23 protein-coding genes are annotated in these 24,551 nt (G+C 70.4%); 12 read left to right on the top strand and 11 right to left on the bottom strand.

The features are described 5' to 3' along the window. Window positions 1-21 precede the first annotated feature (21 nt). The 5 genes from KQY30_RS32630 to KQY30_RS32610 all read right to left on the bottom strand — a co-directional run bounded on the left by KQY30_RS32630 (window position 22) and on the right by KQY30_RS32610 (window position 5,662). Complete coding sequence (locus KQY30_RS32630) at window positions 22-2,664, bottom strand: ABC transporter permease (protein ID WP_217310135.1); 2,643 nt, start codon at window positions 2,662-2,664, stop codon at window positions 22-24. After that, the gene (locus tag KQY30_RS32625; protein ID WP_217310134.1) at window positions 2,661-3,371 is read right to left on the bottom strand and encodes an ABC transporter ATP-binding protein; all 711 of its coding nucleotides are present in this window, start codon (window positions 3,369-3,371) and stop codon (window positions 2,661-2,663) included. Before KQY30_RS32625 ends, KQY30_RS32630 begins: the two co-directional genes overlap by 4 nt. Beyond that, the gene (locus KQY30_RS32620; RefSeq protein ID WP_367997456.1) at window positions 3,371-4,072 is read right to left on the bottom strand and encodes an ABC transporter ATP-binding protein; all 702 of its coding nucleotides are present in this window, start codon (window positions 4,070-4,072) and stop codon (window positions 3,371-3,373) included. Before KQY30_RS32620 ends, KQY30_RS32625 begins: the two co-directional genes overlap by 1 nt. After that, window positions 4,036-4,626, bottom strand: a complete 591-nt coding sequence (locus KQY30_RS32615; RefSeq protein WP_217310133.1) for a hypothetical protein — start codon at window positions 4,624-4,626, stop codon at window positions 4,036-4,038. The genes KQY30_RS32620 and KQY30_RS32615 overlap by 37 nt, the downstream gene beginning before the upstream one ends. 379 nt (window positions 4,627-5,005) lie before the next feature. Beyond that, a complete protein-coding gene (locus KQY30_RS32610) occupies window positions 5,006-5,662 on the bottom strand; it encodes an SDR family NAD(P)-dependent oxidoreductase (RefSeq protein WP_217310132.1) in 657 nt (218 codons plus the stop codon). Window positions 5,663-5,745: 83 nt separating this feature from the next. Here KQY30_RS32610 and KQY30_RS32605 point away from each other — a divergent pair, with 83 nt between their 5' ends. The 8 genes from KQY30_RS32605 (at window position 5,746) to KQY30_RS32575 (ending at window position 11,998) form a co-directional block, all read left to right on the top strand. After that, the gene (locus tag KQY30_RS32605) at window positions 5,746-6,174 is read left to right on the top strand and encodes a MerR family transcriptional regulator (RefSeq protein WP_217310131.1); all 429 of its coding nucleotides are present in this window, start codon (window positions 5,746-5,748) and stop codon (window positions 6,172-6,174) included. A 142-nt stretch (window positions 6,175-6,316) separates the two neighbouring features. Continuing rightward, a complete protein-coding gene (locus KQY30_RS32600; RefSeq protein ID WP_217310130.1) occupies window positions 6,317-6,898 on the top strand; it encodes a 1,4-alpha-glucan branching protein in 582 nt (193 codons plus the stop codon). A gap of 195 nt (window positions 6,899-7,093) precedes the next feature. Further along, complete coding sequence (locus tag KQY30_RS32595; RefSeq protein WP_217310129.1) at window positions 7,094-7,804, top strand: TetR/AcrR family transcriptional regulator; 711 nt, start codon at window positions 7,094-7,096, stop codon at window positions 7,802-7,804. 336 nt (window positions 7,805-8,140) lie between these two features. After that, window positions 8,141-8,578: an alpha/beta fold hydrolase gene (locus KQY30_RS37550; protein WP_367997455.1), complete on the top strand. Its 438-nt coding sequence runs from the start codon at window positions 8,141-8,143 to the stop codon at window positions 8,576-8,578. A gap of 35 nt (window positions 8,579-8,613) precedes the next feature. Next, on the top strand, window positions 8,614-8,949 hold the full coding sequence (locus tag KQY30_RS37545) for an alpha/beta fold hydrolase (protein ID WP_367997454.1): 336 nt from the start codon (window positions 8,614-8,616) through the stop codon (window positions 8,947-8,949). Further along, complete coding sequence (locus KQY30_RS32585; RefSeq protein WP_217310128.1) at window positions 8,946-9,851, top strand: alpha/beta fold hydrolase; 906 nt, start codon at window positions 8,946-8,948, stop codon at window positions 9,849-9,851. Before KQY30_RS37545 ends, KQY30_RS32585 begins: the two co-directional genes overlap by 4 nt. After that, window positions 9,848-11,359 (top strand): FAD-dependent monooxygenase, encoded by a 1,512-nt coding sequence (locus tag KQY30_RS32580; RefSeq protein ID WP_217310127.1) that lies wholly within the window; start codon window positions 9,848-9,850, stop codon window positions 11,357-11,359. The genes KQY30_RS32585 and KQY30_RS32580 overlap by 4 nt, the downstream gene beginning before the upstream one ends. 171 nt (window positions 11,360-11,530) lie before the next feature. Further along, a complete protein-coding gene (locus KQY30_RS32575; RefSeq protein WP_217310126.1) occupies window positions 11,531-11,998 on the top strand; it encodes a TIGR03618 family F420-dependent PPOX class oxidoreductase in 468 nt (155 codons plus the stop codon). Between the two features lie 222 nt (window positions 11,999-12,220). Here KQY30_RS32575 and KQY30_RS32570 read toward each other — a convergent pair whose 3' ends face one another. Continuing rightward, on the bottom strand, window positions 12,221-12,685 hold the full coding sequence (locus KQY30_RS32570; protein ID WP_217310125.1) for a hypothetical protein: 465 nt from the start codon (window positions 12,683-12,685) through the stop codon (window positions 12,221-12,223). Window positions 12,686-12,906: 221 nt separating this feature from the next. On the opposite strand from KQY30_RS32570, the gene KQY30_RS32565 reads away from it, so the two are divergent. The 3 genes from KQY30_RS32565 to KQY30_RS32555 all read left to right on the top strand — a co-directional run bounded on the left by KQY30_RS32565 (window position 12,907) and on the right by KQY30_RS32555 (window position 15,341). Then, window positions 12,907-13,482, top strand: a complete 576-nt coding sequence (locus KQY30_RS32565) for an ATP-binding protein (protein ID WP_217310124.1) — start codon at window positions 12,907-12,909, stop codon at window positions 13,480-13,482. 336 nt (window positions 13,483-13,818) lie between these two features. Continuing rightward, window positions 13,819-14,331, top strand: coding sequence for a GyrI-like domain-containing protein (locus tag KQY30_RS32560; RefSeq protein ID WP_217310123.1), 513 nt, complete (start codon window positions 13,819-13,821; stop codon window positions 14,329-14,331). A 407-nt stretch (window positions 14,332-14,738) separates the two neighbouring features. After that, window positions 14,739-15,341: a hypothetical protein gene (locus tag KQY30_RS32555; RefSeq protein ID WP_217310122.1), complete on the top strand. Its 603-nt coding sequence runs from the start codon at window positions 14,739-14,741 to the stop codon at window positions 15,339-15,341. Window positions 15,342-15,570: 229 nt separating this feature from the next. Here KQY30_RS32555 and KQY30_RS32550 read toward each other — a convergent pair whose 3' ends face one another. Next, on the bottom strand, window positions 15,571-17,286 hold the full coding sequence (locus KQY30_RS32550; RefSeq protein WP_217311438.1) for a pentapeptide repeat-containing protein: 1,716 nt from the start codon (window positions 17,284-17,286) through the stop codon (window positions 15,571-15,573). Window positions 17,287-17,657: 371 nt separating this feature from the next. Between KQY30_RS32550 and KQY30_RS32545 the strand changes: the two genes are divergently transcribed. After that, entirely contained in the window at window positions 17,658-19,070 is a 1,413-nt protein-coding gene (locus KQY30_RS32545) for an MFS transporter (protein WP_217310121.1), read from the top strand. 69 nt (window positions 19,071-19,139) lie between these two features. Here the strand turns inward: KQY30_RS32545 and KQY30_RS32540 are convergent, their stop codons facing one another. From KQY30_RS32540 to lnt, 4 genes are all read right to left on the bottom strand, one after another. Then, a complete protein-coding gene (locus KQY30_RS32540) occupies window positions 19,140-21,032 on the bottom strand; it encodes a GAF domain-containing protein (RefSeq protein WP_217310120.1) in 1,893 nt (630 codons plus the stop codon). A 99-nt stretch (window positions 21,033-21,131) separates the two neighbouring features. Beyond that, window positions 21,132-22,013: a 3-hydroxybutyrate dehydrogenase gene (locus KQY30_RS32535; protein ID WP_217310119.1), complete on the bottom strand. Its 882-nt coding sequence runs from the start codon at window positions 22,011-22,013 to the stop codon at window positions 21,132-21,134. Window positions 22,014-22,068: 55 nt separating this feature from the next. Then, window positions 22,069-22,548 carry an NUDIX domain-containing protein gene (locus KQY30_RS32530; protein WP_217310118.1) on the bottom strand — a complete coding sequence of 160 codons (480 nt, stop codon included), beginning with the start codon at window positions 22,546-22,548 and terminating at the stop codon, window positions 22,069-22,071. A 10-nt stretch (window positions 22,549-22,558) separates the two neighbouring features. Further along, window positions 22,559-24,187: an apolipoprotein N-acyltransferase gene (lnt, locus tag KQY30_RS32525; RefSeq protein ID WP_254407423.1), complete on the bottom strand. Its 1,629-nt coding sequence runs from the start codon at window positions 24,185-24,187 to the stop codon at window positions 22,559-22,561. Between the last annotated feature and the right edge of the window lie 364 nt (window positions 24,188-24,551).

Genomic DNA, 24,551 nt, shown 5'->3' with positions numbered 1-24,551 from the left:
CCCGGCCGGTCCGTCGGTACGTCACAGTTCCCGCAACTCGGTGAGCGGAGGCCGGCGGGCGTGCCGTACGGCGGCCCAGGCCGCCACCGCCAGCGCCGCCACCGTGATACCGGCCATCGCGCTCAGATAGCCCCAGGGAACGGCGATCTGTGACGGCGGCGGATCGAAGACTCCGGAGAGGACCTTCACCAGCATCCGCGACAGCGCCCAGCCGAGGGCCGCGCCACCGGCGAGGCCCGACACGGCCACCAGCGCCGCCTCGCTCCACACGAATCCCGAGAGCTGCCGTCCCCGCGCGCCCAGCACCGACGCCAGCGCCAGTGTGCGACGCCGCTCCGCCAGTCCGAGCGCCAGCACCAGACCGCCCGCAGCGGCGGCGATCACCAACGCGAATCCCAGCTCGACGCGGGTGAGTCCGGCGAGATCGACGGCCGTGAGACTGGATCCGATCGCGGTCCGCGACGACGGCAGATCCGTGATGCGGGCGTTCGGTCCGAGCAGTGTCCGCGCCCGCGCCGCCACCGCCCGCTGATCCATGCCGCCCGTGTCGACCAGCAGCGTACTGGCGGCCCCGCTGCCCGTCGTACGGGCGATGTATGACGCGTTGGCGACCAGGAAGCTGTCCTTGGGCGCGGTCGGGAACTCCTTCACGACACCGGCGAAGTGGAAGGGGACCGTACGCGGTCCGCCGGTCCGCGCGTCGGTCAGCCGGAGCCGGACCTGATCGCCCGGGTGGAGCTGGAAATCGTGCGCCGTCTCCGCGCTCACGAGCAGCCCGTCGGGACGAGCGGCGAGACGGTCCATCAGGGCGCCCGCCGTGCCACCGGAGAAGTAGGCGTCCTGCAGACGGCCGGCCGACACGATGCTCGCGGGCCGTACGCCGTACAGATCCTGGAGATCGGCGCCGACATAAGCGAACCGGTGCTGGAGCGGCTCGACATGACGTACGCCTGGCACCGCGGCGACCTTGGCGACGTCCGCGGGGCCGGTGGCCGAGGCCGTGGACGTGGTGACGGTGACATCGGCGCCGTTGGTCAGCACGGCGTCCACTTCGGCCTGTTGCCGGTAGGTGGAGTTGAACACGGCGGTCGACGCGGCGAACGCACAGGCCAGCGCGAGCAGCACCACCGAGCGCAGCACCGTGCCGCGCTGCCGGGACAGACTGGCCGCGACCGTGCCGGAGAGGGCGCCGGCCGCCGGCCGGAACAGCCTTCGCAGCACCGGCCCGCCACGGTGCAGCAGCCCGTCGGTCAGCAGCCACACCAGCACCGCGCCGGCCGCCCACAGCAGGGCGGGTCCCGCGAACGCCCAGTAGTCGACGGACAGACTCGCCGTGCCTTCCGGGGCCAGGACCAGCGCGTAGTTCGTCGTGCTCGTGGCGCGGAACACCGCCAGTGAACCCGCCGCCGGCAGTACGGCCAGTATCCACCACGCCGGGCGTGGCACCGGGCGGCGCCCGACCACCGTACGGCCGGAGACGACGGTCGCCCGCCGCGCGTCGAACCGCGCGGGCACCAGTACGGTCGCGCCCGCCACCCCGACACCCGCCGCCGAGGCGACCAGCGCCCACGCCGGGGAGATCCCCGCCGTACCGAACGCCGTACGGTTCACCAGCGCGGCGAGCGCCAGCCCGCCCGCCGTGCCGGCCACCGCGACGACCGCGGCCTCCACCGCCGCCAGACCCATCAGCCGGCCCAGGGTGGCTCCCCGGGCCCGCAGCAGCGCCTGTTCCCTGCGCCGGCGGCCCGCTCCGGCCTGGGCGACCGCCCAGGTCAGCGCCGCGGCCAGCACGGAACCGGGCACGCCGAGGAAGAGGAACAGCAACTGCGCGTAGAGCGCGTCCGAGCGGGCGGCGTCGAGAACGGCGCCCAGGTTGTCACCGACCAGCCCGGTACCGGCGAGCCGTACCTCCGCGTTGTGCGCGCTGCCGGTGGCCGTGGTGTACGCGGCGGCCGGATCGGCGGGCAGATCATGGCCGCGCAGAGTGTGGATCTGTGTCCGTACGAGATCGGGCCGGGGACCGGCGAGCGGATCGAACACGGTGTGCCAGGTCCGCTCGGGAAGCAGGACGACATTGTCCGGCGGCGCCGCGGGCTGCGACTGCGGCGGCGCTCCCACCTTCTGGAACAGCGAGTCGGCAAGCGGCAGTTCCACCACTCCGGCCACTTGGAGGGGCACCGCGGGCAGCCCGGCCCGCTTGACGGTGACGGTGTCGCCGGGAGCCGCGTGCAGATTGGCGGCGGTCTGCTGAGCGAGCAGCACTCCCCGGCCGCTCCCCGCCAGTACCCGGATCTCGCCGGGGAAGACATCGGCGTAGTCGGCGGGCAGACCCAGCACCGACCCGGGGCCGGTGCTCTGAAGTGTGCCGCCCGTCCGGGCCTCCAGCCCTTCGGTCCACCCGTAGCCGACCGGCAGGGCCTTCTCCGTGCCGGCGAGCGCGCGCACGGCGGACAGCACACCGTCCGGATCGGCGCCGTCGGCCACCTGTACCTGCCAGTCGACGGAGACCGAACGGACCGACTGGGAGGTCATGGTGGCCCGGGTCGTGGAGAGGAAGCCGCCCAGCACGGACAGCAGTGCGACGGCCACCATCACCCCCGAGGCGGTCGCGAGAAGCCGGCCGCCGCGCACGCGCAGCAGCCCGGAAAGCCACGTCCTGATCACCGTGCTCCATCTCCCTCGTGTTCCCGTGGCTCGGATCCCGTACGGTCCGGCAGCACCAGCCGGCCGTCGGTCATGGACCACCGTGTGGTCAGCGCCTCCGCCACCCGGGTGTCGTGTGTGGTGACCACCACGGCCGCGCCGAGCGCCTCGGCGGCGCCCAGCAGCACCGTCATCACCTGCTCCGCGCTGTGGCGGTCGAGCTGGCCCGTGGGTTCGTCCGCGAGGATCAGCCGGGGCCGTCGTGCCAGTACCCGCGCCACCGCGACGCGCTGGGCCTGACCGGCCGACAGTTCGTCGGGCAGCTTCGCCGCCAGCGCCGCCAGCCCGAGGCTCTCCAGCGCCGAGACGGCGCGCGCCTCCGCGTCCGCCTCCTCCACACCGTCGATACGCAGCGGCAGGGCGACGTTCTCGACCACGGTGAGCGGCGGCAGCAGACTCGGCCCCTGGAAGACGAAACCGATGTGCCGGGCGAGCGGTCCTCCGGGCAGCCCGGGATGGGTGATCCGCCCGGCCGTGGGCCGGTCCAGACCAGCCATCAGATGCAGCAGCGTCGACTTGCCGGAGCCCGAAGGGCCCACGACCGCGATGCGCGCGCCCGCGGCGACCGTACAGCTCGCGCCGTGCACGGCGACCACCGCGCCGCTGCCCGAGCCGTAGGTGCGCGCGATATCCGCGCAGACGGCCGGCGGTGCTCCGGTCCCGGCCATCACACCCACCGTCCGTCCCGCATCCGCAGCACCCGGTCGGCCATGGCGGCCACCGCCCGCGAGTGCGTGACCACCACCATGGAGGTCCCGGTAGCGGCCCGTTCACGCAGCAGCGCGAGGATCCGCCGCTCGGTCTCCGCGTCGACCTCCCCGGTGGGCTCGTCCGCGAGGACCACGGCCGGATCGTTGGCCAGTGCCACGGCCAGACCGGCGCGGGCCGACTCGCCGCCGGAGAGCTGCCGGGGCAGCGCGCCCGCACGTGCCGCGATGCCCATCCGCTCCAGCAGATCCCGTGGCGCGATGTGGTCCGGGGTGCGCGAGAGCCGCCGTACGAGCCGTACATTGCCGGCGACCGTGAGGTGCTCCAGCAGATTGCCCGACTGGAACAGCACACCGATATGGCGGGCCCGGAGCCGGCCTCGTACGTGTTCCCGCTGGTGGGACAGGGGCAGACCGGCGACGTGCACCATGCCGCCGTCCGGTTCGTCCAGACCGGCCAGACAGTTCAGCAGTGTCGTCTTGCCGGATCCGGAAGGACCCATGACCGCGACGATCTCGCCCTTCGCCACCTCCAGACCGACTCCCTGGAGCGCGAAGGTCTCCTCCCCGCCGGCCCGGAAGAACCGGTACAGGGAGCGTGCGCTGAGCGGAACGGCCGTGGTCATCACGACCACCGGAAGGAGTCCGTGACGGTACGCCACGGATCGACGTTGTCCGCGCCGACCGCACCGGAGAGCGTCAGCGCGACCTGTTCGCCCTTCCGCCAGAACACGTAGCGCTCCACGTCCTGCCGGACGCTCTTGCCGGTCACGCCGTCGGCGGCCGAGTCCGCCCGGTACGTGGCCAGTACAGCGCTGCCGCCCTGACGGCTCACGGTGCTGACCTCGCCCACCGTCACATTCGTCGCCGACCGCTCGACCGCCGGCAGATCCACCGAGCGGACCGAGTCGGCGGTCGGGGCCTGCGCCGCCGGCGACCGCTCGATCCGGACGCTGTTGAACTTGTCGCTGAAGACCGTGGCGGCGCCGGAGCCCTGGCGCGCCCAGCCTTCGGGCACCTTGACGCGATAACCGCCGTCGGCCGGCGACCAGTCCACGTACACCTGGTTGTCCGGGATGTCACCGGCGGGATTCACCTCCGGCGCGGGGGCCGGGGAGGACGGACCCGATCCGGATCCAGAGTCGTTGGAGGAGCACGCCACTGCCCCGGTCAGGATCACCAGACCGGTCAGCGCGGCGGACAGGGTACGACGCATCGTGACACCTCTGCGCGGGGGACGAGCCGGCCGGACGACCGCCTCGGAACCGACGCTAGAAACCGGGCTGCCAGCGCCCGCACCTCAACAGGTGAGCGCCCGGTTAACGCGACGTCGTCAGCGGCTCGCACGATGCCCGCCGAGCGCGATGTCCGGTCCGGAGCCGGGGTGATCCTGCGGGGGCGCCGGGTCGGTGGGGTGGCCCGGGAGCCATGTCCGCGCCGCGGTTCACAGCCGCGCCATGGCGCGGACCGCTCCTGGCTTTTGGTGCTCGATGTGCGGACGGGGCCGCGCAGGCGAGGGCAGCGGATTCACTCACCGGCGGACGCGGACCGGTGCCGGGCTCGGTTCTCCGGCCTCGGGCACGGGCCACGCGCCGTCAGGAGCGGCCGGCGTGCAGCGCCTCGCTGTCCCACAGGTGGCGCGGCTGTGTGTGCAGCTTCCAGTAGTGCTCGGCGATGTGGTCGGGATCGAAGTCGGTGCCGGCGGCGACCGGGCCGTCCACGGTGACGCTCGCCACATGGACTCCAGAGGATCTGTACTGCTGATCGAGCAGCGCGACCAGAGTCCGGACGCCCGCTTTGCCCAGGGATAGGCTCACATACTGCGGCTTGGGCTCGGGCATACCGCCCGTGACAAGGAACGTTCCGCTTCCGCGCGTCACCATTGCCGACGCGAGGCGTGCCGCGGCGTTGAGCGCGCCGACCACGTTGACCGCCCATGCCTCCATGTGATCGCGCACCGACAACTCACCCAGTTCGTCCGCGCGGACGAGCGCGGCGTTGTACACGGCGACTTCCGGCACTCCGTGCTCGCCGATGGCCTGGTCCAGGGCTGCGTCCAACTCGGCCCGGTCGGTGGCGTCAGCCCGCAACGTGACGACTGGAACGCCGTGGGCGGCGACCGCGTCCGCCGCGGCGCGCAGCGTCCGCTCGCCCCTGGCGATCAGCGTGATCGGCAGACCTTCCCTGGCGAACCGACGGGCCACCGCCTGCCCGATCCCCGGTCCCGCACCAATGATCACCGCACCCGGCATGACCCGGCTCCTTCACTTCACGATCAGCGATACTGGGGGACCGTAAGGCGTCACATCTATGTGAAGGTCAAGGAGAAGGCCCGATGCGCATCGGCGACCTGGCCCACGAAACCGGCGTGAGCAGACGGCTGTTGCGCTACTACGAGGAGCAGGGGCTGCTCCGGCCGATCCGGCTGGACAACGGATACCGTGAGTACGCCGAGGCAGACGTCGCAACCGTGAACCACATCCGAGCGCTGCTCGCCGCCGGGCTGTCCACCGCGGTCATCGCCAAGGTCGTGCACTGCCTGCACGACAGAAACGAGCTGAGGGTGCCGTCCGGCTGCCCGACCTTCATCGGGGAGCTGCGGCGCGAACGTACCCGTATCACCGAGGCAATCGCCCAACTGGAGCGTTCCCGGGGAATACTGGACGCCGTTCTCGACACAGCGCCCGGGGAAGGCGCAGATCCGTCAGGCGAGACTGCCCCTATGAGCCAGGTCGGTCGGGTGCCGCGGCAGGCGCGTGCCTGAGCACTGGCACGTTGCACGTGAGTCCTGTCCGCGGGAAGGTCCACGAGGCCACCTGCCACCTCTCGGGAAGCACGGCCGTCTCCTATAGGTTCGATCACATCCCGTTCGGGGACGGGCCCAGACTTACGTGTAAGGAGCTCGCATGGCCTTCATCCACCACACCACCATGACACCCACCAAGCTGGAGTTGCTCACCGACTGGCTGCCGAAGCAGAGCTGGTACGTGGGCGACGCAAAGACACCGGAACTGGTCAAGGCCGGTGGGTTCCGTCTGGACGATCCAGAGGGCACGGTCGGGATCGAGTTCATGGTCGTGGCGGACGCCACCGCGCAGGAGCCGGTGGCGTATCTGGTGCCCATGGGCTACCGCGGTGCGGCGCTGGAGGACGTCCCCGGCGAGACTCTGATCGGCACCTCCGAACATGGGGTGCTCGGCACCCGGTGGATCTACGACGGCGTCCACGACCCGGTGGTGATGGAGCAGTTGCGCGCGCTCCTGCGTGGCGAGGCGACGCCGCAGCACCAGAGCAAGAGCGACACCCCTGACCCGAGCGTCAACGTGCACGGAACTGGCCCTGATGACGGGGACGACGTGCAGGTCAACCGCGTCCTGCGGCCGACTGAGGCCACGCAGGGATTTTCCGGACACCTCGTCGCTGGGTGGACCTGGCCAAACGGAACGGCTGCATGGGGCGTGCTCGCGACCGTCGCGCCGCGAATATAGGACGCAGAGCCGGACGGCGGCCGAGCCGCGCGGCGGGCGGGCGCCCCACTACATATGGATACTATGTACCCATAATGGTAGGGGCTGCATGGGGATGCTCGATGGGACGTCCCGTGCGCGGGGGTCGCGCGGAGATCGTCCCGGGCACGCAGGCCGCCCTCACCGGTTCAGGCGTACCGACGGGAAGACCACAACATGAGCACCGCCGCTCCCGGCAGTCCCGCCTGGTGGGCAGCCCGCCCGCAGGCGCCGCGCGGCCCGCGCCGTGGCCGCCCCTCCCTGGACCGCGACCTGATCGTCGCCACCGCCTTGGAACTGGTGGACCGGCACGGAGTCGCCGCCTTCTCGCTGCGCATGCTCGCCGATGCGCTCGACTCGGGGACCGCCACGCTCTACCGGCACTTCGCTAGCAAGGACGAGATCCTCGCCCACATCGTCGACCGCGTCCTCGGTGAAGTCGACCTCGGTGACATCGATACGTTCACCACCTGGGACCAGGCCCTGGGAGCGATGGCACGCCGGTTCTACGATGCCCTGCGCCGCCACCCCGACACCGTGCCCCCGCTCATGGCCCAGGTCCCCGTGGGACCTCACGGACTGGCCCAGCGCGAACGGGTGTTGCGCGCCCTGCTGCGCCACGGCTTCCCCGGCGACCTCGCCGCACGCGCCTTCACCGCCGTCGGCCACTACGTCATCGGCTTCACCGCGCAGCAGCACGGTCCCGCAGCCGCCGCCCCCGACGCCGGCGCCCAACTCGCCGACTTCTACCGGCACTTGGACCCCAAGGAATTCCCGGCCATCGCCGAGGTCACCACCGCACTGACATCGGTCCCCATCGAGGAGGAGTTCGACTTCGGACTCCAGCTCCTGCTAGCCGGGTTGCACAGCCGCCTCCCGAACCCCTAGCCCCCCACGCGAACCGCACCCGGTCGCTCGGGCGCCCGGCGCCCGAGCCAGGTTGGCAAACGAGGTCTCGTCGAGCACTCCGCAGGCGGGCCGCAGCGCGACGCGTCGAGGACGAAGACCTATGGTCCGGCCCCGAGCGCGGCAACACCGAGCGCCGTCAGAGGTAGACAACCGCCCGACAGCTCGGACCCGACAGCGTGAACCCGAAATCCGAACACACCCCCGTTCCCGGCGTCCCCCGCAGGCTGCCAGCGGGCCGGTGGAGCCGCGCCGCAAAAACGGCTACGATGTAGCCGAAATTTATTGGATACGACGTATCCGTTAAGGGGGCAAGCCATGGATACCACCCAGGGCGGTACGGCCCGCTTCACCGTGGTGGAGGGCATGCGCGTGCGCTACGCGCGTGAGGGCAGCGGGCCCGTCGTACTGCTACTGCACGGCTCCGGGTCCTCGCTCGACGCGTACGACGCGGTCACCGCGCGGCTGCGCACCTCGTTCGACGTGATCCGCCCGGACCTACCCGGGTGCGGGCTGACCGGGCCGCGCCCGGACCGGGACTACCGCATCGCCGCCTACACCCGCTTCGTCGCCGGATTCCTCGACGACCAGGACGTGCGGGCCTGCACCCTGGTCGGACACTCGCTGGGCGGGAACATCGCCTGGAACTTCGCCCTGGACCACCCGGCCCGCACCACCGGGCTGGTCCTGCTCAACGCCACCGGATACCCCGGCAAGACCCTGCCACTGGCGATGCGCCTGGCCCGCACCCCCTGACCCGTCAACTCCTGCGCCGCGGCGTCTCGCGCTCCATGACGCTGCGCACCCTGCGCAGCACGGTCGGCCCGGACTTCACCCTCACCGACGCCTTGGTCGACCGGGTCCACCACATGATGAACCTGCCCGGCAACCGCGACGCCTTCATCGACCTGTCGCGCACCGACCAGGTCGACCGCAGCGCCGAGCTGACGCGCCTTGAGGTTCCCACGCTCGTCCTGCGCGGCGGGGCGATCGACGTCCGGCACCTCGCCCGCGACATCCCCCACGCCACCGACATCGTGCTGCCGGGGGTCGGTCACCTGATGCCGGACGAAGCCCCCGAGCAGGTGGCCGAGGCCATCACCGTGTTCGTGAAGGAGAACCGGTGAGCCGACTGTACGTCGCCCGCGGCGAGGACCGCCGACTGGACGAAGAGGCCCGCCGCACGGTCGAAGGATCGTTCCTGGAACTGTCCGACGGCATCACCCACTACTGCCTCGCCGGCCCCCCGGAGGGACCGCTGGTCGTGCTGGTCCCGGGGCTGACCATCCCGCTGGGCTACTGGGACCCGGTGGCGGCGCCCCTGCGCACCCGGGGCTTCCGCACCCTGGCCTACAGTGCGTACGGCCGCGGCTGGTCCGACCGCGTCGAGGGCCGCTACGACCCGGAGCTGTTCGTACGCCAGCTCGCCGAACTCCTCAACGTCCTAGCCCCCGGGCAACGCATCCACCTCGTCGGCACCTCCCTGGGCGGCCTGGTCGCGATGGCCTACGCCACCGAGGCCCCCGGACGTCTGCCACTGTCCATGGCCCTGATCGGCCCCGCCGGCATGGCGCCCAAGCGACCGCCGCTGACCGGCCTGCTGCGACACGACGCAATCGCCCGCCTCCTGGGATCGCGCCTGGGCGCACGGATCCTGGACAAGCACACGGCCAACAACGTGCGCCGGCCCCAGGACGCCCAGCGCCTGCGGCAGCTCCTGCGCGAGCCCGCCCGCTTCCACGGCACCACCTACGCGGTCCTGTCCACACTGCGCGACTTTCCTCTGACCGGCCGGCACGACCTCTACCGCCGCGCCGGGGACCTGCCCGTGCCCAAACTGCTGATCTGGGGACGCCACGACCACGTCACCCCGATCGGCCAACTCCCCACCGTGCGCGACCTCTACCGGCCAAGCAGCAGCCACATCCTCGACCACTGCGGCCACATGGTCCCCTTCGAGGACGCCCCCACCACCGTACGACTGCTCCTGCCCTTCCTCAGCAACCGCACCGGAGAACTCCCCGCATGACCATCCCCTACGACTACGACTACGACACCGACGTCCTGATCGCCGGAGCGGGCCCCACCGGTTCGACCCTGGCCGCGGATCTGCTCCGCCGCGACGTCGCGGTCAGGCTGATCGACAAAGCACACCACGCCTTCCAGGGCTCCCGTGCCAAGGGCATCCAGCCCCGTACCCAGGAAATCCTCGAAGACCTCGGCATCCTGCACGAAGCCCACACCCAGGGCAGCCGCTACCCCCTGGCCGGGCTGCACCTGGGCCCGCTCACCCTCCCGTGGAGGATGCAGCAGAACCACCGCCCCACTCCCGACGTGCCCTACCCCAACATCCTGCTCCTGCCGCAGCACCGCACCGACGCCCTGCTGCACAGCCTCCTGCACCACCACGGCCTGGACATCGAATTCGACACCGCCGTGGCCCACTTCACCCAGGACAGCGACGGCGTCACCACCACCCTCGCGGACGGATCAACCGTCCGCAGCCGGTACCTCGTCGGCGCAGACGGCGGCGCCAGCACCGTGCGCAAACACACGGGCCTCGACTTCACCGGACACACCGACAACACCGACCGCACCCTGCTCATCGACGCCACCATCGCGGACCTGCCCCGCAACCGGTGGCACATATGGCCACGCACCCACGGCACCTCCGCCGCCGCCTGCCCCCTCCCGCACAGCGACCAGTTCCAGATCATGATCAAGCTGCGCCCGGGCCAGGACCCCGATCTCGACCACACCGCGCTCGCCAGCACGTTCCACACACTCACCGGACTGCATCTGCGCGAGATCACCTGGACCTCCGTGTTCCGGCCCAACGTCCGCCTGGTGGAGCACTACCGCACCGGCCGCGTCCTACTGGCGGGCGACGCCGCCCACGTCCACACCCCGGCCGGCGCACAAGGACTCAACACCGGAGTACAGGACGCCTACAACCTGGGCTGGAAACTCGCCCAGGTCCTGGCAGGCGCACCCGACGCCCTCCTGGACACCTACGAAACCGAACGACGACCGGTCGCCGCCCACGTCCTGGGCAAATCCAGCGAGCTGTACCAGAACCTCAGCCGGCACCGCCTGTCCGGCCTCAAACGCGGCGACGAAGAACGACAGCTCACCCTGTCCTACCGCGGCGGACCCCTCGCTGGAACCGGAACCACCCGCACCCTCGCCGCAGGAGACCGCGCCCCCGACGCACCCTGCCTCACCGCGGACGGAGCACGCCGCCTGTTCGACCTCCTCAGAGGAACCCACTTCACCCTCCTCGCCTTCGGCAACGCCCCCACCGGCCTGCCCTGGCCGGAGACCGGCGCCGAACTGCACGCCTACCGCGTGGTGCGCCGCCCGGGCAACGGGGGCGAAATCGCGGACACCAGCGGCAAACTGACCCGCACCTACGGCGTCGACGGCGACGCCCTGGTGCTGATCCGGCCCGACGGCTACATCGCCGACGTCTCCACCACCAGGGATGACGCCGGGTTCGCCGAGGCGATACGGGCCCTGGCACTGACACCGTCCTGACCACCCCTCAGGCACCTCACCGCACCGCCCAGCCCGCGAGGGTGCGGCGCCTCCCCATCGGGTTGGTTCGCTTTCCGAACCCACTATGCGAGACTGCGAGCAAGACCGAAAAGCGAAACCACCCACAGGACCGCAGGCGCACCGCCCACCCCCGGCCCGTCAGGAGCACCTATGACAACCCTCGACGACTTCGACCGCCTCCTGCGCGAACAGCGGCATCTGGCCGTGGTCTCGACCCTGCGGGCCGACCAGAGCATCCACTCCTCCGTGGTCAACCTCGCCGTGATGCCTCACCCGACCACCGGGACGCCCGTCGCCGCCTTCGTCACCTACGGCCGCGTCAAGCTCGCCAACCTCCGCGCCCGCCCCCAGCTCACCGTCACCGCACGCTCCGGATGGACCTGGGCAGCCCACGACGGCACCGCCGAACTGATCGGCCCCGACGACCCGCACCCCGCCTTCGACGCGGAAGGCATCCGCCTGCTCCTACGCGAGATCTACACCGCCGCTGGCGGCATCCACGACGACTGGCAGGCGTACGACCGCACAATGGCCCAAGAGCGCCGCACCGCCGTGCTCGTACGCCCACACCGCACCTACGGCGTCATCGGCGCCGATGGGGCGTCACCAGAGGCTTAGTCCCTGTCCGGCGGTTCTTCGTGGGCCCGCGACGCCGCAGTGACATCGGCCGCTGCCGCGGCGGACGGCACCTCGCCGCGTTGTCGGAGTCAGCCGAGTACGCCCCGTACGAGACTGATGCCCCGCCTTGCGATGCTCCCCCGTGGCCCGAAAGGCACAGGCATGCCCTGGTCGCAGCACCGTACGTACGGACACCAGGCCGGGCAGGCGATCCCTGCCGTGCTACAGCGACACGCAGTTGACCGAAGCCACCGCGGCTCCCACCAACGTACTGGTGTTCTCCACCTCGACGATGAACGAGTTGGCGGTCTGGCTGGTCTGCAGCACCTGCAGACCGGTCTGCTGGTAGGCGCCGGAAAGCGCCTCCATGTTCGCGCCGCAGGTAGCGGTCACCCTGCGTGTCTGCCCTGGCTGCACGCTCACCAGCGGACTGTAGAAGGTAGTCACAACGGGCAAGGGGCCTGGCGTCGGGGTGACGGTGTGTCCCCCTGCCGTGTTCCCGTCGCCGACCTGAGTGTTGTTGCTGTTGCCGTCACCCTGGTTGAACAGGTTGCCGTCACCCTGGTTCAAGACGACGGTTACGGTCGAGGGATCGTCTCCGGTGCCCGCGGAGGCATGCCCCGCGGTCGCACCCGTCAGGGCCACGGAGGCGGCAAGGGACAGGGCGCACACGCCGATTCGTTTCACGACATCCCTTTCTTTGCTTGGAAGCGGAACGGAATGCCCCGCAGCTTGAAATGTCGCAAAGCGTGACATCGGCGACTGCGACGACACACCGACGTACCCCTGTACAGAGCACGCAGCCCAAATCCCGAGGTGATGTCCGGATGTTTGCTCCCGCCACCTGGACCACCTGGGCGGGCTTCAGCCGCCTTCTTTGCCGAACGAACATAACGAGGATTTCGCCCATGTCGCACTCCAACAGCTCCACGAGTTCTCCCACGCTGGCTGTTGTGAGCGGGCCGCCAGGAACCGGCAAGACGACGCTGGCCCACAACGTCGCACGGGAGCTGGGTTGTCCCGCGATCATTCGCGACGAGATCAAGCAAGGGATGGTTCTGGCGACACCTGACCACCGGAGCGACGGCGACGATCCTCTCAACTACCGCACACTGGATGCCTTCTTCGAGGTGCTGACGGCACTGTTGAAGGCCGGAACGACCGTGGTCGCCGAGGCGGCGTACCAGGACAAGTTATGGAAGCGTGGCCTGGAACCCCTTGCCGCATTCGCACGGATCCGTGTCGTGCGCTGCACCACGCCGTCAGCCGTCGCCCAGAGCAGGATTGCCCAACGCGCCAGGGACTCCGCCCATCGGGCAGCCCACGCCGACCAAGAGCTTCTGGACGCGATTGCCGCGGGGAAGTTCTCGTACGACCGTTTCACGCCCATCTCGCTCGACGTGCCGATGCTGACAGTGGACACGTCGAACGGGTACCAACCGGGCCTGAAGGCAATCGAGGCGTTCCTCCGAGACTCCGCGTAGAACCCGACCACTTGCGAACGGAAGCGTCGTGGGAGCGCCTCCGGCCACCATGGCCGCCGCATCTGAGTGGTCGTGGCCGCCGTCCACCGTCCGTCACCCGCCGTGCCGACGCACTACGGGAACGTACCCCGGCCGACGCCCACGAGCAGGCGCCGCGCGCGGTGCGCCTGGTGACCGCCCTGAACCCTGAGCCGGACTTCGCCTGACGACTCCATCCGGCGACGGCCCCGGGTGGGCGTACTCGCGCGATGGCGCGATGACCGGCGCCGTCGAAGACTGTCGGCCTTCGGCGTGGTCATGCGATGAGTTTGCGGGCCGGAGGCGGTCTACCAGGTCATGAACGCATATCTGATCGAACAGCCGACTGTCTCCGTACGCGATGAGCAGCCGTACGTCGGGGTCTCCCGCAGCGTCACCATGGAGACGCTCCACGAGATCGCGGACCTCGTGCCCTGGGCCATCGGCCGGCTGGCGGGACTCGGGATCGCACCGGCGGGGCCGCCCTTTCTCCGCTACCACGTGATCGACATGAAGAACCTGCTTGAGGTGGAGGCCGGGGTACCTGTGGCGACAACGCGGGAGCTGCCAACGGACAGCGGGCTGTCCGCCGGCGTACTGCCGGGCGGCCGATATCTGACCGCCGTCTGCGCCGGCACCGCCGACGTCGCGGTGACCCGCGACTTCTTGGAGTGGGCCCGGGCGCACGGGATGGAGTGGGACAGGAAGGAGACGCCGTCCGGCGACCGGTGGGGCTGCCGCCTGGAGCGCTTCCTGACGAACCCGGCGGAGGAGCCGAACCCGGAGAAATGGCGTACGGAGCTGGCCTTCCGCCTGGCAGACGGGGCCTAGATATCGCAGGACCACGCCCGCCAGCACACCAGGCTCCGCCTGCCGCTTCTCCTGGTTGTCGACATAGGGGTCGGCAAGCTGCCGCGCACACCTCGCCCGTAACCAGGTCCCAGAGGTGTTCGCTCACGTACTCGCGCACGTCATCGGGCCCCGGCGCAGCCGGTCCGGCGGTGAGCGCGGTCGGACAGCTCGGCCGTCGGTCGTCGGCGCGCCCGCCGCGTACGGTCAGCGCCCGGCGGTCCCGCGGGCTCATGCCTGAGATTGAGTAGCCCGTTACTCACGACGCGACACGGCCTCGAACCGTATTTTCTCAGTGCCGCGGGTGGCGTACGGAAGCGATTCCCCCTGATTCAGGCGAAACGCGCTGCGCGGCAATCTGCCGACAGGATTGAAGGAGAGGTTCAGCCATGGACATCCTGAGGGAATCCGAGAACTCGCCCAAGCGGAATGAAACCGAGTTGTCGGGCAGAAGGACCTTTCTCGTCAGATCGCTGGGGGTGACCGCCGGTCTGGTCGGAGCCACGGCGGCGACCGGCGCCCTTGCCACCCCCGCTTCCGCCAAGCCCGCCGGGGCCCAGGCGACCCAGACGAGCTGGGCATTCTGCTCGAAGTGTTTCGTGATGCACTTCTGGGGCTACAAGCCGAACTACGGCGTCTGCCCGACCGGCGGCGGGCACACCGCGCAGGGGTTCAACTTCAACCTCCCCCACAGCCTGCCGGAAACCTCGACCGCGCAGGCCAATTGGCGCTTCTGCCAGAAGTGCTTCTCCATGTTCTTCTGGGGTTACCCGACCGACGGCGTCTGCCCGGCCGGCGGCCCGCACAGCGCCCAGGGATTCAACTTCACCCTTCCGCACGACGTGCCTGCAAATTTGTACTCCCAGAACAACTGGCGCTTCTGCCAGAAGTGCTACTCCATGTTCTTCTGGGGCTATCCGACCGACGGCGTCTGCAAGGCCGGCGGTGCCCACAGCGCCCAGGGATTCAACTTCGTCCTCCCGCATCTGTAGGCACACATCCCGGCAAGTCCGCACTCCGCGGAAGGCCGAAGACCGGCCGCCTCAGGGAGCAGGTGACCGGCGGCCGGTGACCCACAACTGCGGTTGGTGCGACGGGGTCACAGCTTTACGGGCTGTGACCCCGTCGCAAGGGTCGTCTGCCGGTGCCAGCCGCTGATAGCGGCGGACCAGATAGTCGTCCAGTCCGCACCCCTGCCTCGCGCTGCGGCGGCGCACAGGGTCAACGTTTGATGCGGCCACGGACGGCCAGGGCGGCCAAGCCGAGGAGAACGGGTTCGGTGAGGCGCGAGGCCATTTCGGTGTAGGTGCCGGTGGTGGTGAGGTTCTGGCCACTGGTACGGAAGATGACGGAGTTGACGACAACGCGCAGGCTCTTCTCGAAGCGTGCGCTGGTGAGGCGGTCAGTGACCGGTCCGGTGGGGTTTTCGGGATCGGAGTCGTCGGTGGTCATCGTGATGCGGTGGCCGGTGAGAGTGCCGGTGCTGAGCAACGGAGCGTCCCGTTCCGGCAGACCCCAGAGCATCATCACGAGCATGGTGAGGATCACTGCGAGCAGCAGCCACCCGAGTGCGCGGGTGGCGCGCAGGCCGTAGCCGGACAGGGCCCAGTACGCGGTGATCAGGCCGCGTTCGGCCGGTGCGGTGCGTCGATCGACGCGGCGCATCTCCATCTCGCCGTAGTAGAAGTCCGCGGCGCCCGGTGCGTTACTGGAGTCCTCGTAGGACTTGCGCAGCGCGCGGTACAGCGCCGCCAGGGCGCTGGGCTGCACGATGTCCGCGCCGGGCAGGGGCAGTTGCCACCCGGGGACCGAAGCGGGCCGGGTGGAGCGCCAGTGCTGCTCCTCGGCCAGGGTGCTGCGGCGAGTGTGACGTACCACGCGCCAGCGCCGCCAGTGAAAGCCGGCAGGCGCCTTGGCAAAGGAGCAGTCGCCCTCCAGGCGCACCTGGTCCAGGTGGATCGTGCCGGCGAACAGGCACTCGGTCAGGTCAAGGTCGGTCAGAAGCAATTGGGCTGCGTCCACCCCCTGCAATGAGGCCACCCTTGGCTGTTCCGGCGCGCTGGCCAGCGCGCTCTCGTCCAGCGGTCCCGTCGGGGTGAGGAAGGGGCGCAGATGCCCGGCCACGGCCAGCGGGTACTCGCACACGGCGTCTGTCAGGTCGACCTCGGCGTAGCGCAGCGTCAGCGTCGCCGGCTGAGCCCACTGGGTGCGGCGGCATGCCACCTTGCGCGCGGCGGCCTGTACGGTCACCCGCGCCGCGAACACCGCGCCGCCCAGGTCCAGCGTTGTCCCGCACGACAGGGGCCCGAGCCATGACGCACGCGCGAAAGTCGCGTTGAAACCGGCATGCCTGGCGAAAACGGCTCCGGTGAGCAGGACGTTCTGGGCGAAGGAGGCCCGGTGGAACCAGCCGCTTCCGAATTCGGACTCCGTGAAATGGGCGTCGCCGGAGAAGGTGGTCTCGACGAACCAGACGTCTGTGGGGAAGGCGGTCCGGTCGAACCGGGCGTCCCCGACGAAGTGCGCCGCTTTGAAACTGGCGCCCTTGGCAAAAACGGCGCCGTCGAACCAGGCGTTGCCCTCGAAGGTGCACTGCGTACAGGAAACACTTCCGGTGAAGTCGGTCGATGAGAACTCTGCCTCTTCGGCGAAGGTGGCCTGGTCCAAGAGGACGTTTCCCAGCCTCGCTCTCCCGGTGGCGGGGTCGTTCGTCCGCACGTGGATCTGTTGGATGTGTGCCGCATCGACGGCTGTCCCCCGCAGATCCAGGTCCGCGCCGGGGGAAAGGGACGCCAGGTATGCGGTCTGCTCGGCCGGGGTGGCGTGCGCCAGGCAGCGGGCGGACCCCGGGATGGCGACCCCACGGCACCCGACCAGATCGCCCGGACCGGCACCTTGCCCGCAATGAGCCCACGAAGGGAAAGCCGCAGTCACCATGCCCCGGTGATAGCCCATGCCCGGCACCCGCCGGACGGAGATCGCCGAACCGTTACGCCACCGACAGCACGAGCTGGACCATGACAGACCAGATCACTGCCGTCCCGGCGCCACGTGCCACATCGGCGAGTACGGAGGCCATGTTCCTGCTCCCAGGGCAGAGCACGACGAGGGCCTGCTCCACGGGATGCTCGGCCCCCGGCCGCTCCGCTGTCGATCGCGCCCGTGCCGCACGTCCCGGATGGCTGACATGGGGCGCACATGCACACCCCGGCCCCGAACTATGGTGCCCCACCACATGTGCCCTTGACGTCGGCATTCCTACGGTGTGGCGACACATACCGTCCCCATCCCGTCCGGAAGTGGTGACCATGGCTGCCTCGGCATCCGCTCCGCCAACGCCCCGCTCACTCAAGCGCATTGTCGCCGCGAGCCTTATCGGGACCACCATCGAGTGGTACGACTTCTTCTTGTACGGCTCGGCCGCCGCGCTCGTCTTCAACAAGCTCTTCTTTCCCGACTCCGATCCGCTCGTCGGGACGCTGCTCTCCTTTCTGACCTACGCGGTCGGGTTTGCCGCACGGCCCATCGGGGCGCTGGTCTTCGGGCATTTCGGGGACCGGATGGGGCGGAAGAAGCTGCTCGTGCTGAGCCTGCTGATGATGGGCGGCGCGACCTTCGCCATCGGGCTGATGCCCACACATGCCACGATCGGTACGGCCGCACCCGTGCTGCTGACCGTGCTGCGGCTGGTCCAGGGGTTCGCGCTCGGTGGTGAGTGGGGCGGGGCCGTGCTGCTGGTGTCGGAGCACGGGGACGCGAAGCGGCGCGGGTTCTGGGCTTCTTGGCCGCAGACCGGTGCGCCGGCCGGGCAGTTGCTCGCGACCGGGGTGCTCTCGGCGCTCACCGCACTGCTCTCGGACGCCGCCTTCACCTCGTGGGGCTGGCGCATACCGTTCCTGCTCTCCGGTGTACTGGTGCTGGTCGGGCTGTGGATCCGGCTCTCCGTCGACGAGTCCCCCGTCTTCAAGGCGGCACTGGCCCAGGCCGAGCAGCGGAAGTCCGCCGCCGCGGCCGAGAAGATGCCGGTCGTCGCGGTCCTCCGGCACCACTGGCGTGATGTGCTGGTGGCGATGGGCGCGCGGATGGCGGAGAACATCAGCTACTACGTGATCACCGCGTTCATCCTGGTGTACGCGACGACCGCGGCCGAGGTGAGCAAGCAGACCGCGCTCAACGCCGTACTCATCGGCTCCGCCGTGCACTTCGCGGTGATCCCCGCCTGGGGCGCGCTGTCGGACCGGATCGGCCGACGGCCGGTCTATGTGATCGGCGCGGTCGGTGTCGGGGCCTGGATGTTCCCGTTCTTCGCGCTGATCGACACCGCGAGCTTCGGCAATCTGCTGGTGGCCGTGACGGTCGGGCTGGTGCTGCACGGGGCGATGTACGCGCCTCAGGCGGCGTTCTTCTCGGAGATGTTCGCGACCCGGATGCGTTACTCGGGGGCCTCGATCGGCGCGCAGTTCGCGTCGGTGGCCGCCGGCGCGCCCGCGCCGCTCATCGCGACGGCGCTGCTCGCCGACTACGACAGCTCCACACCGATCGCTCTCTATGTCATCGCCGCCGCGCTGATCACCGTCGTGGCGATCGCCTGCGCCCGGGAGACCCGGAACCGGGATCTCGCGGACGTCGACGCCGAGCCGGATTCCGCGAAGGTGCCGGCGCCGCGTGGCGCCGGAGCCGACGCCGGAACCGCGGCTTCCCTCCGTACCCCGCGCGCCTGACGCCTCGGGCGCGTACGGGACGGTCCGGCCATGGCCGCCGCTGTCGCTGTCGTGTGGAGGTAACGCTCCTCACCGCACGACAGCGGCGGCCATCGCGTGCAGCCGCAGGGCGAGCTGGATCTCCAGAGCCCGGGCCGGGGACTGCCAGTCGGGGCCGAGCAGCCGGGCGACCCGTTCGAGCCGCTGGGCCACGGTGTTGACGTGGACGTGCAGCTCGTCCTTCGTACGGGCCGGGCTCATCCCGGACTCGAAGTAGGCCCCCAGGGTGCGGACCAGGTCCGTACCGCGGCGTCGGTCGTAGTCGACGAGGTCGCCGATGGTGCGCTGGACGAAGCCCTCGATGTCGCGGGTGTCGGCGAGCAGCAGTCCGAGGAAGCCCAGGTCCTGGGCGGCCGCGCCGTCGCCGGAGCGGCCCAGCAGCCGCAGCGCGTCGAGACAGCGTCTGGCCTCCGCGTACGCCTCCGCTATCGCCCCGGGCCGGGCCGCGGGCGCCTCGACGACGGCGGACGCGCCGATGGTGACGGGCTCGCGCAGCGCGCCGCCGAGCTGTCTGGCCGTACGGCGGGCGAGTCCGGCGGCCGTGTCGCCGGGGGCGAGCGGCAGCAGCAGGACCGTGCCCCCGTCGCGGGTGGCGGCCAGTCCCTGTCCGGTGGCGGCGAGATGGGACGCGGCGGACCAGAGCCGGCGCCGGTCGGCGGTCTCGCGTTCCGTGGTGTCGGGGGCGGGGCCGTCGATCCTGGCGGCCAGCACCACATGCGGGGCGTCGAGATCCGCGCGCAGCCGGACGGCTCGCTCGCGCAGCAGCCGGGGGTCCCGGTCGGGGGCGTCGAGCAGGTCGTCCAACAGCTCGCCTCGCACCCGCTGTTCCGCCTCGCCCGCGGAACGGCGCGCGAGCAGCAGCAGTGAGGTGACCATGGCGGCCCGCTCAAGGGTCCGCTGGTCGACGGGGTCGAGCCCGGGATGGCCGCGCAGGACGAGCGCGCCGAGCAGCTCACCGCCGGCCGAGACGGCCGCGCCCCAGACCTCGCCATGGCATTTGGCGCGGCCGTCGGTCCCGGTCAGCTCCAGCGCCGTCACCGAGGCGGAGCCGGGGCCCGCGAACTCCACGGTGCCGTCCAGCACTTCGGACAGCGCGCTCGCCACGTCGTGGACCCCGCCGCCGCGCAGCACGAGTTCGGTCAGCCGGTCGTGCACGTCCGAGGCGCGCTCGATGACCGCGCTGTGCTCCTTGATGATCTCGTTGGCCTTCTCCAGCTCCGCGAGCGCCGTACGGGTCTCTCCCAGCAGATTCGCGGTGTCGATGGCGACCGCGGCGTGCGCGGCGAACGAGCCGAGGAGCGCTATCTGTTCACGCTCGAAGACCCGGGCATGGCGGTCGGCGGCGAAGAGCACCCCGATGACCTGGCTGCCCAGCATCAGCGGCACACCGAGGATGGCGACCAGCCCCTCGTCCTGCACACCCGAGTCGATGGCACTGGTGTGCTGGAAGCGGGGATCGTCGAAATAGCTGTCGGTGACATAGGGGCGGGCGGTCTGGGCGACCAGCCCGCCGAGCCCCTCGCCCATGCCGAGCCTGAGCTGCTGGAAGCGGGCGGAGACCGAACCGTCCGTGACACGCATATAAGTGTCGCCCTCGTCCGGGTCGTTGAGGCACAGATACGCGACCTCCGTGCCCAGCAGGGACCGGGCGCGCTGCACGATCGCACGGAGCACGGCGTCGAGATCGCGCAGCCCGGCCAGGTCGTGCGCGGTCTCGAAGAGCGCCGACAGCTCGGCCTCCCGGCGGCGCCGCTCCGCCAGCTCGGCCCGTACGCGCAGGGCGAGCTGCTTGGCGTTCTCCAGCGCGAGGAGCGTCTCCGCCGCCGCGCCGTCGGCACGGGCGAGCAGCGCGGGCCGGTCGTATGCCTCCGCCGCGGCGCCGCGCGCGAGGAGTTCCAGGTAGGAAGCCTGTTCTTGGGACATGGACACAGGATTACCCGTCGTACGGCCGGCCGCGCCAGCCCTGTGGACAACGCAAGCGATGTGGAAAACGCGGCCGCCCGAAAGGCTCAGCCGACAGGCTCAGTGCGCGGTCCAGCCGCCGTCGAGGGCGAGCGAGGTCCCCGTGATGAAGGACGCCTGCGGGGTGCAGAGATAGGCCACCGCCTCAGCGACCTCGTCCGGTTCCAGAAGCCGCTTCAGCGCGGAGTCCTGGAGCAGTACATCGGCCAGGACCCGTTCCTCCGGGATGCGATGGGTCTCCGCCTGGTCCGCGATCTGCTTCTCGACCAGTGGTGTACGCACATACCCCGGGTTGACGCAGTTGGAGGTGACCCCGCGCGACGCCCCTTCGAGCGCCGCGGTCTTGGAGAGACCTTCGAGACCATGTTTGGCGGCCACATAGGCGGACTTGAAGGCCGAGGCGCGCAGCCCGTGTACCGAGGACACATTGATGATCCGGCCCCACCCCTGTCCGTACATGTGCGGCAGCGCGCCACGGATCAGTCGGAAGGGGGCCTCCAGCATGACGGTGAGGACGGTGTGGAAGACCTCTGCCGGGAACTCCTCGATGGGGCGCACCAGTTGCAGTCCGGCGTTGTTGACGAGGACGTCCGTGCCCGCGGCGACCCGCTCCGCCGCGTCGAGGTCGGTCAGATCGAGGACGCTCGGTTCGACGGCGCCCACCAGCCCCTTGGCGTCCATGGCCAGGCCGTCGAGCCCTTCCGCGTCCCGGTCCACGGCTCTGACCCGGGCTCCGGCCGCCGCGAGTCTCAGCGCGCAGGCCCGGCCGATCCCGCTCGCGGCGCCGGTGACCAGGGCGACACGGCCGCCGAGGTCGAGCGCGACAGGGGCGGTCGGAGCGGTGGCCGGGGAGGAATCGGAAGCGGGTCCCCCGCCGGAGGCCTCCGCGGCGGCGGACCCGGGCGGGCGGGAAACGGGACCTGATGTGGTGGGCGCGGTCATAATCCGCACCCTAAGCAGCGCCCAAGCCCCGACCGATGTGGTCAGCGCCCATACTTCACCAGGAAGGCATGGGCTCGAACCATGTGGGTGCGTCGGTCAGCGCCTGCTTGATCCGCAGCAGGGCGAAGTCCGCCAGCTCCGGCAGCCCGTCCACCGGGAACCACCCGACCTCCAGGGACTCGTCGTCATTGACCCGCGCCTCACCGCCCACCGCCCGGCAGCGGAAGGTGATGTCCATGTACTGGCACTCGTCGCCATTGGGATAGGTGACCGGCTTGAGCGCCTGGACGAGCACGACCCGCTCCGCCACACATCGCACGGCGGTCTCCTCGTACACCTCACGTACCGCGGCGCCCGCGGGCTGCTCCCCCGGCTCCGGGATCCCGCCGATGATCGACCACCGCCCGGTGTCGGCGCGGCGCCCGAGCAGCACGCGCCCGTCGTCGTCGAAGACGATCGCGCTGACACCGGGCAGCAGAAGAAGCTGGTGGCCCGCGGTGGCGCGGATCTCTCGGATGAAGTCAGGGGTTCCCATGCCCCCGACCCTAACGGGCGTCCGCCGGCTGCCCGCCGGCTCGCGCGGAACCACGGACCGAGCGGGCCGTCGCCCAGCCGAGTCCGCCCAGCGCCACAGCCGCCAGCAGCCCCTCGGGCAGCGTCCCGAGCCGGGTCGCGGGCGTCAGCGAGGAGCGGAGCGGGACCTTCGCGACCAGCGCGTCCGGAGTGAACATCCCCGACTTCTGGGTGATCGTTCCGTCCGGCTGGATGATGGCGCTGACCCCGCTCGTGACGGGCACCACGACGGTCCTGCTGTGCTCGACCGCCCGCACCCGCGACATCGCGAGCTGCTGATAGGTCATCTCGCTGCGGTCGAAGGTCGCGTTGTTGCTGGGTACGGAGATGAGCTGCGCGCCGTTCGTGACGGTGTCCCGTACCGCCCAGTCGAAGGCCGCCTCGTAACACGTGGCGAGCCCGACCCGCGTCCCCGCGAGATCGAAGACGCCCGGCTCCGTGCCGCGCCCGAAGTCCCGGCGCACCATGTCCGCATATCCGGGGCTGATCATCCGTACGAGGGAACGAAGTGGCAGATACTCGCCGAAGGGCTGGATCTGCCGCTTGTCGTAGGTGGCGGTCGGGCCGTGTTCCGGGTCCCAGAGGATCTGGGTGTTGCGCAGCGGTCCGGTGTCCGGGGTGACCACGGCACCGACGGAGATCGGTACGCCGATCGCCTTCGCGGCCTGATCGATCACGGCCCGCGCGTCGGGGTTGCGGTAGGGGTCGATGTCCGAGGAGTTCTCCGGCCACAGGACGAAATCGGGCTGCGGCTCCTTGCCGGACTTCACATCGTCGGCGAGTTGGAGGGTCCTGCGCACATGGTTGTCGAGCACGGCGCGGCGCTGGGCGTTGAATTCGAGGCCTGCCCTGGGCACATTGCCCTGGATCGCCGCGACGGTCGCGGTGCCGTCCTCGGCGGAGTCGTCCACCAGCGGCAGGGCGGCGAGCGCCGCCGCGACGGGTACGAGGACGGTGAGGGCCGCGACGGACGCCGCACGGCGCGGGAACGTTCCGGCCGTACGGTACGCGAGGACCTGCCGCACCACCTCGTACAGGCCGAGGCCGCACAGGACGACGGCGAAACCGAGCACCGGAGTACCGCCGACCGCGGCCAGCGGCAGGAAGACGCTGTCGGCCTGGCCGAAGGCGATCTTGCCCCAGGGGAAACCACCGAAGGGCACCCGGGCCCGGACCGCCTCGCCCAGGATCCACACCGCCGCGGCCCACACCGGCCATACCGGCAGGCGCGACACGGCCGCGATCCCCATCCCGGTGAAAGCGATGAAGAGCGCCTCGATCGCGACCAGCGCGAGCCATGGTCCCGGGCCGACCTCCGCGCCCGTCCAGACCAGGAGCGGCAGCAGAAAGCCCAGGCCCGCCAGATAGCCGAGACCGAAAGCGGCGCGCAGCCGGCGGCCGTAGAGGCTCCAGCCCAGCAGGGCGAAGCCGGGCAGCGCCAGCCACCACAGGGTGCGGGGCGGGAAGCTCACGTACAGCATGACGCCGGACAGCACGGCGGCGCCCGGCCGGATGAACCGTCGCAGCAGCGCGGACAGCCCTCGGCCCGCCGGGGCCGGGGCGGACGGGGTCGGCTCGGCGGTGGTGATGGTGGCGCTCACCCGGCGGAGTCTACGGTGGGCCGCCGTCACGCGGGAGCACGGGCGTATGTACGGAGTACGGGCACCACTCGGTACGGGCCACGGTGTCCGGGCAGAAAGTACGGACCACGGAGTCCGGCGGACCGACCGTACGCGCGGTGCGTACGCCCGGCGCATAAGCCCGGCTCGCGGGACTGATGAATATGCCCGATATATATGGCCGAGCACGGCCGACTCGTACGGCCGATTCGTACGACTGGTCCGTACGACCGGTTCATGGACTTCATTCGACTTCATATGACAAACGCCCACGACCGATCCCGTACAGCCGAGTCATCACCCCGTCGTCGTGACGGTCGGCACATGCGATCGACACGTACGGTGA

Source organism: Streptomyces sp. GMY02, assembly GCF_019056675.1.
GTDB classification, from domain to species: domain Bacteria; phylum Actinomycetota; class Actinomycetes; order Streptomycetales; family Streptomycetaceae; genus Streptomyces; species Streptomyces odonnellii.
The sequence above is the reverse complement of the archived record's forward strand: the minus strand, read 5'-3'. Positions and strand labels throughout refer to the sequence as shown.

Excerpts from the sequence above, each read along its gene's own strand:
- KQY30_RS32625 (WP_217310134.1), bottom strand. The coding sequence starts at position 3,371 with ATGGCCGGGACCGGAGCACCGCCGGCCGTCTGCGCGGATATCGCGCGC.
- KQY30_RS32615 (WP_217310133.1), bottom strand. The coding sequence starts at position 4,626 with ATGCGTCGTACCCTGTCCGCCGCGCTGACCGGTCTGGTGATCCTGACC.
- KQY30_RS32610 (WP_217310132.1), bottom strand. The coding sequence starts at position 5,662 with ATGCCGGGTGCGGTGATCATTGGTGCGGGACCGGGGATCGGGCAGGCG.
- KQY30_RS32605 (WP_217310131.1), top strand. The coding sequence starts at position 5,746 with ATGCGCATCGGCGACCTGGCCCACGAAACCGGCGTGAGCAGACGGCTG.
- KQY30_RS32600 (WP_217310130.1), top strand. The coding sequence starts at position 6,317 with ATGGCCTTCATCCACCACACCACCATGACACCCACCAAGCTGGAGTTG.
- KQY30_RS32595 (WP_217310129.1), top strand. The coding sequence starts at position 7,094 with ATGAGCACCGCCGCTCCCGGCAGTCCCGCCTGGTGGGCAGCCCGCCCG.
- KQY30_RS37550 (WP_367997455.1), top strand. The coding sequence starts at position 8,141 with ATGGATACCACCCAGGGCGGTACGGCCCGCTTCACCGTGGTGGAGGGC.
- KQY30_RS37545 (WP_367997454.1), top strand. The coding sequence starts at position 8,614 with ATGACGCTGCGCACCCTGCGCAGCACGGTCGGCCCGGACTTCACCCTC.
- KQY30_RS32580 (WP_217310127.1), top strand. The coding sequence starts at position 9,848 with ATGACCATCCCCTACGACTACGACTACGACACCGACGTCCTGATCGCC.
- KQY30_RS32575 (WP_217310126.1), top strand. The coding sequence starts at position 11,531 with ATGACAACCCTCGACGACTTCGACCGCCTCCTGCGCGAACAGCGGCAT.
- KQY30_RS32565 (WP_217310124.1), top strand. The coding sequence starts at position 12,907 with ATGTCGCACTCCAACAGCTCCACGAGTTCTCCCACGCTGGCTGTTGTG.
- KQY30_RS32560 (WP_217310123.1), top strand. The coding sequence starts at position 13,819 with ATGAACGCATATCTGATCGAACAGCCGACTGTCTCCGTACGCGATGAG.
- KQY30_RS32555 (WP_217310122.1), top strand. The coding sequence starts at position 14,739 with ATGGACATCCTGAGGGAATCCGAGAACTCGCCCAAGCGGAATGAAACC.
- KQY30_RS32550 (WP_217311438.1), bottom strand. The coding sequence starts at position 17,286 with ATGGTGACTGCGGCTTTCCCTTCGTGGGCTCATTGCGGGCAAGGTGCC.
- KQY30_RS32545 (WP_217310121.1), top strand. The coding sequence starts at position 17,658 with ATGGCTGCCTCGGCATCCGCTCCGCCAACGCCCCGCTCACTCAAGCGC.
- KQY30_RS32540 (WP_217310120.1), bottom strand. The coding sequence starts at position 21,032 with ATGTCCCAAGAACAGGCTTCCTACCTGGAACTCCTCGCGCGCGGCGCC.
- KQY30_RS32535 (WP_217310119.1), bottom strand. The coding sequence starts at position 22,013 with ATGACCGCGCCCACCACATCAGGTCCCGTTTCCCGCCCGCCCGGGTCC.
- KQY30_RS32530 (WP_217310118.1), bottom strand. The coding sequence starts at position 22,548 with ATGGGAACCCCTGACTTCATCCGAGAGATCCGCGCCACCGCGGGCCAC.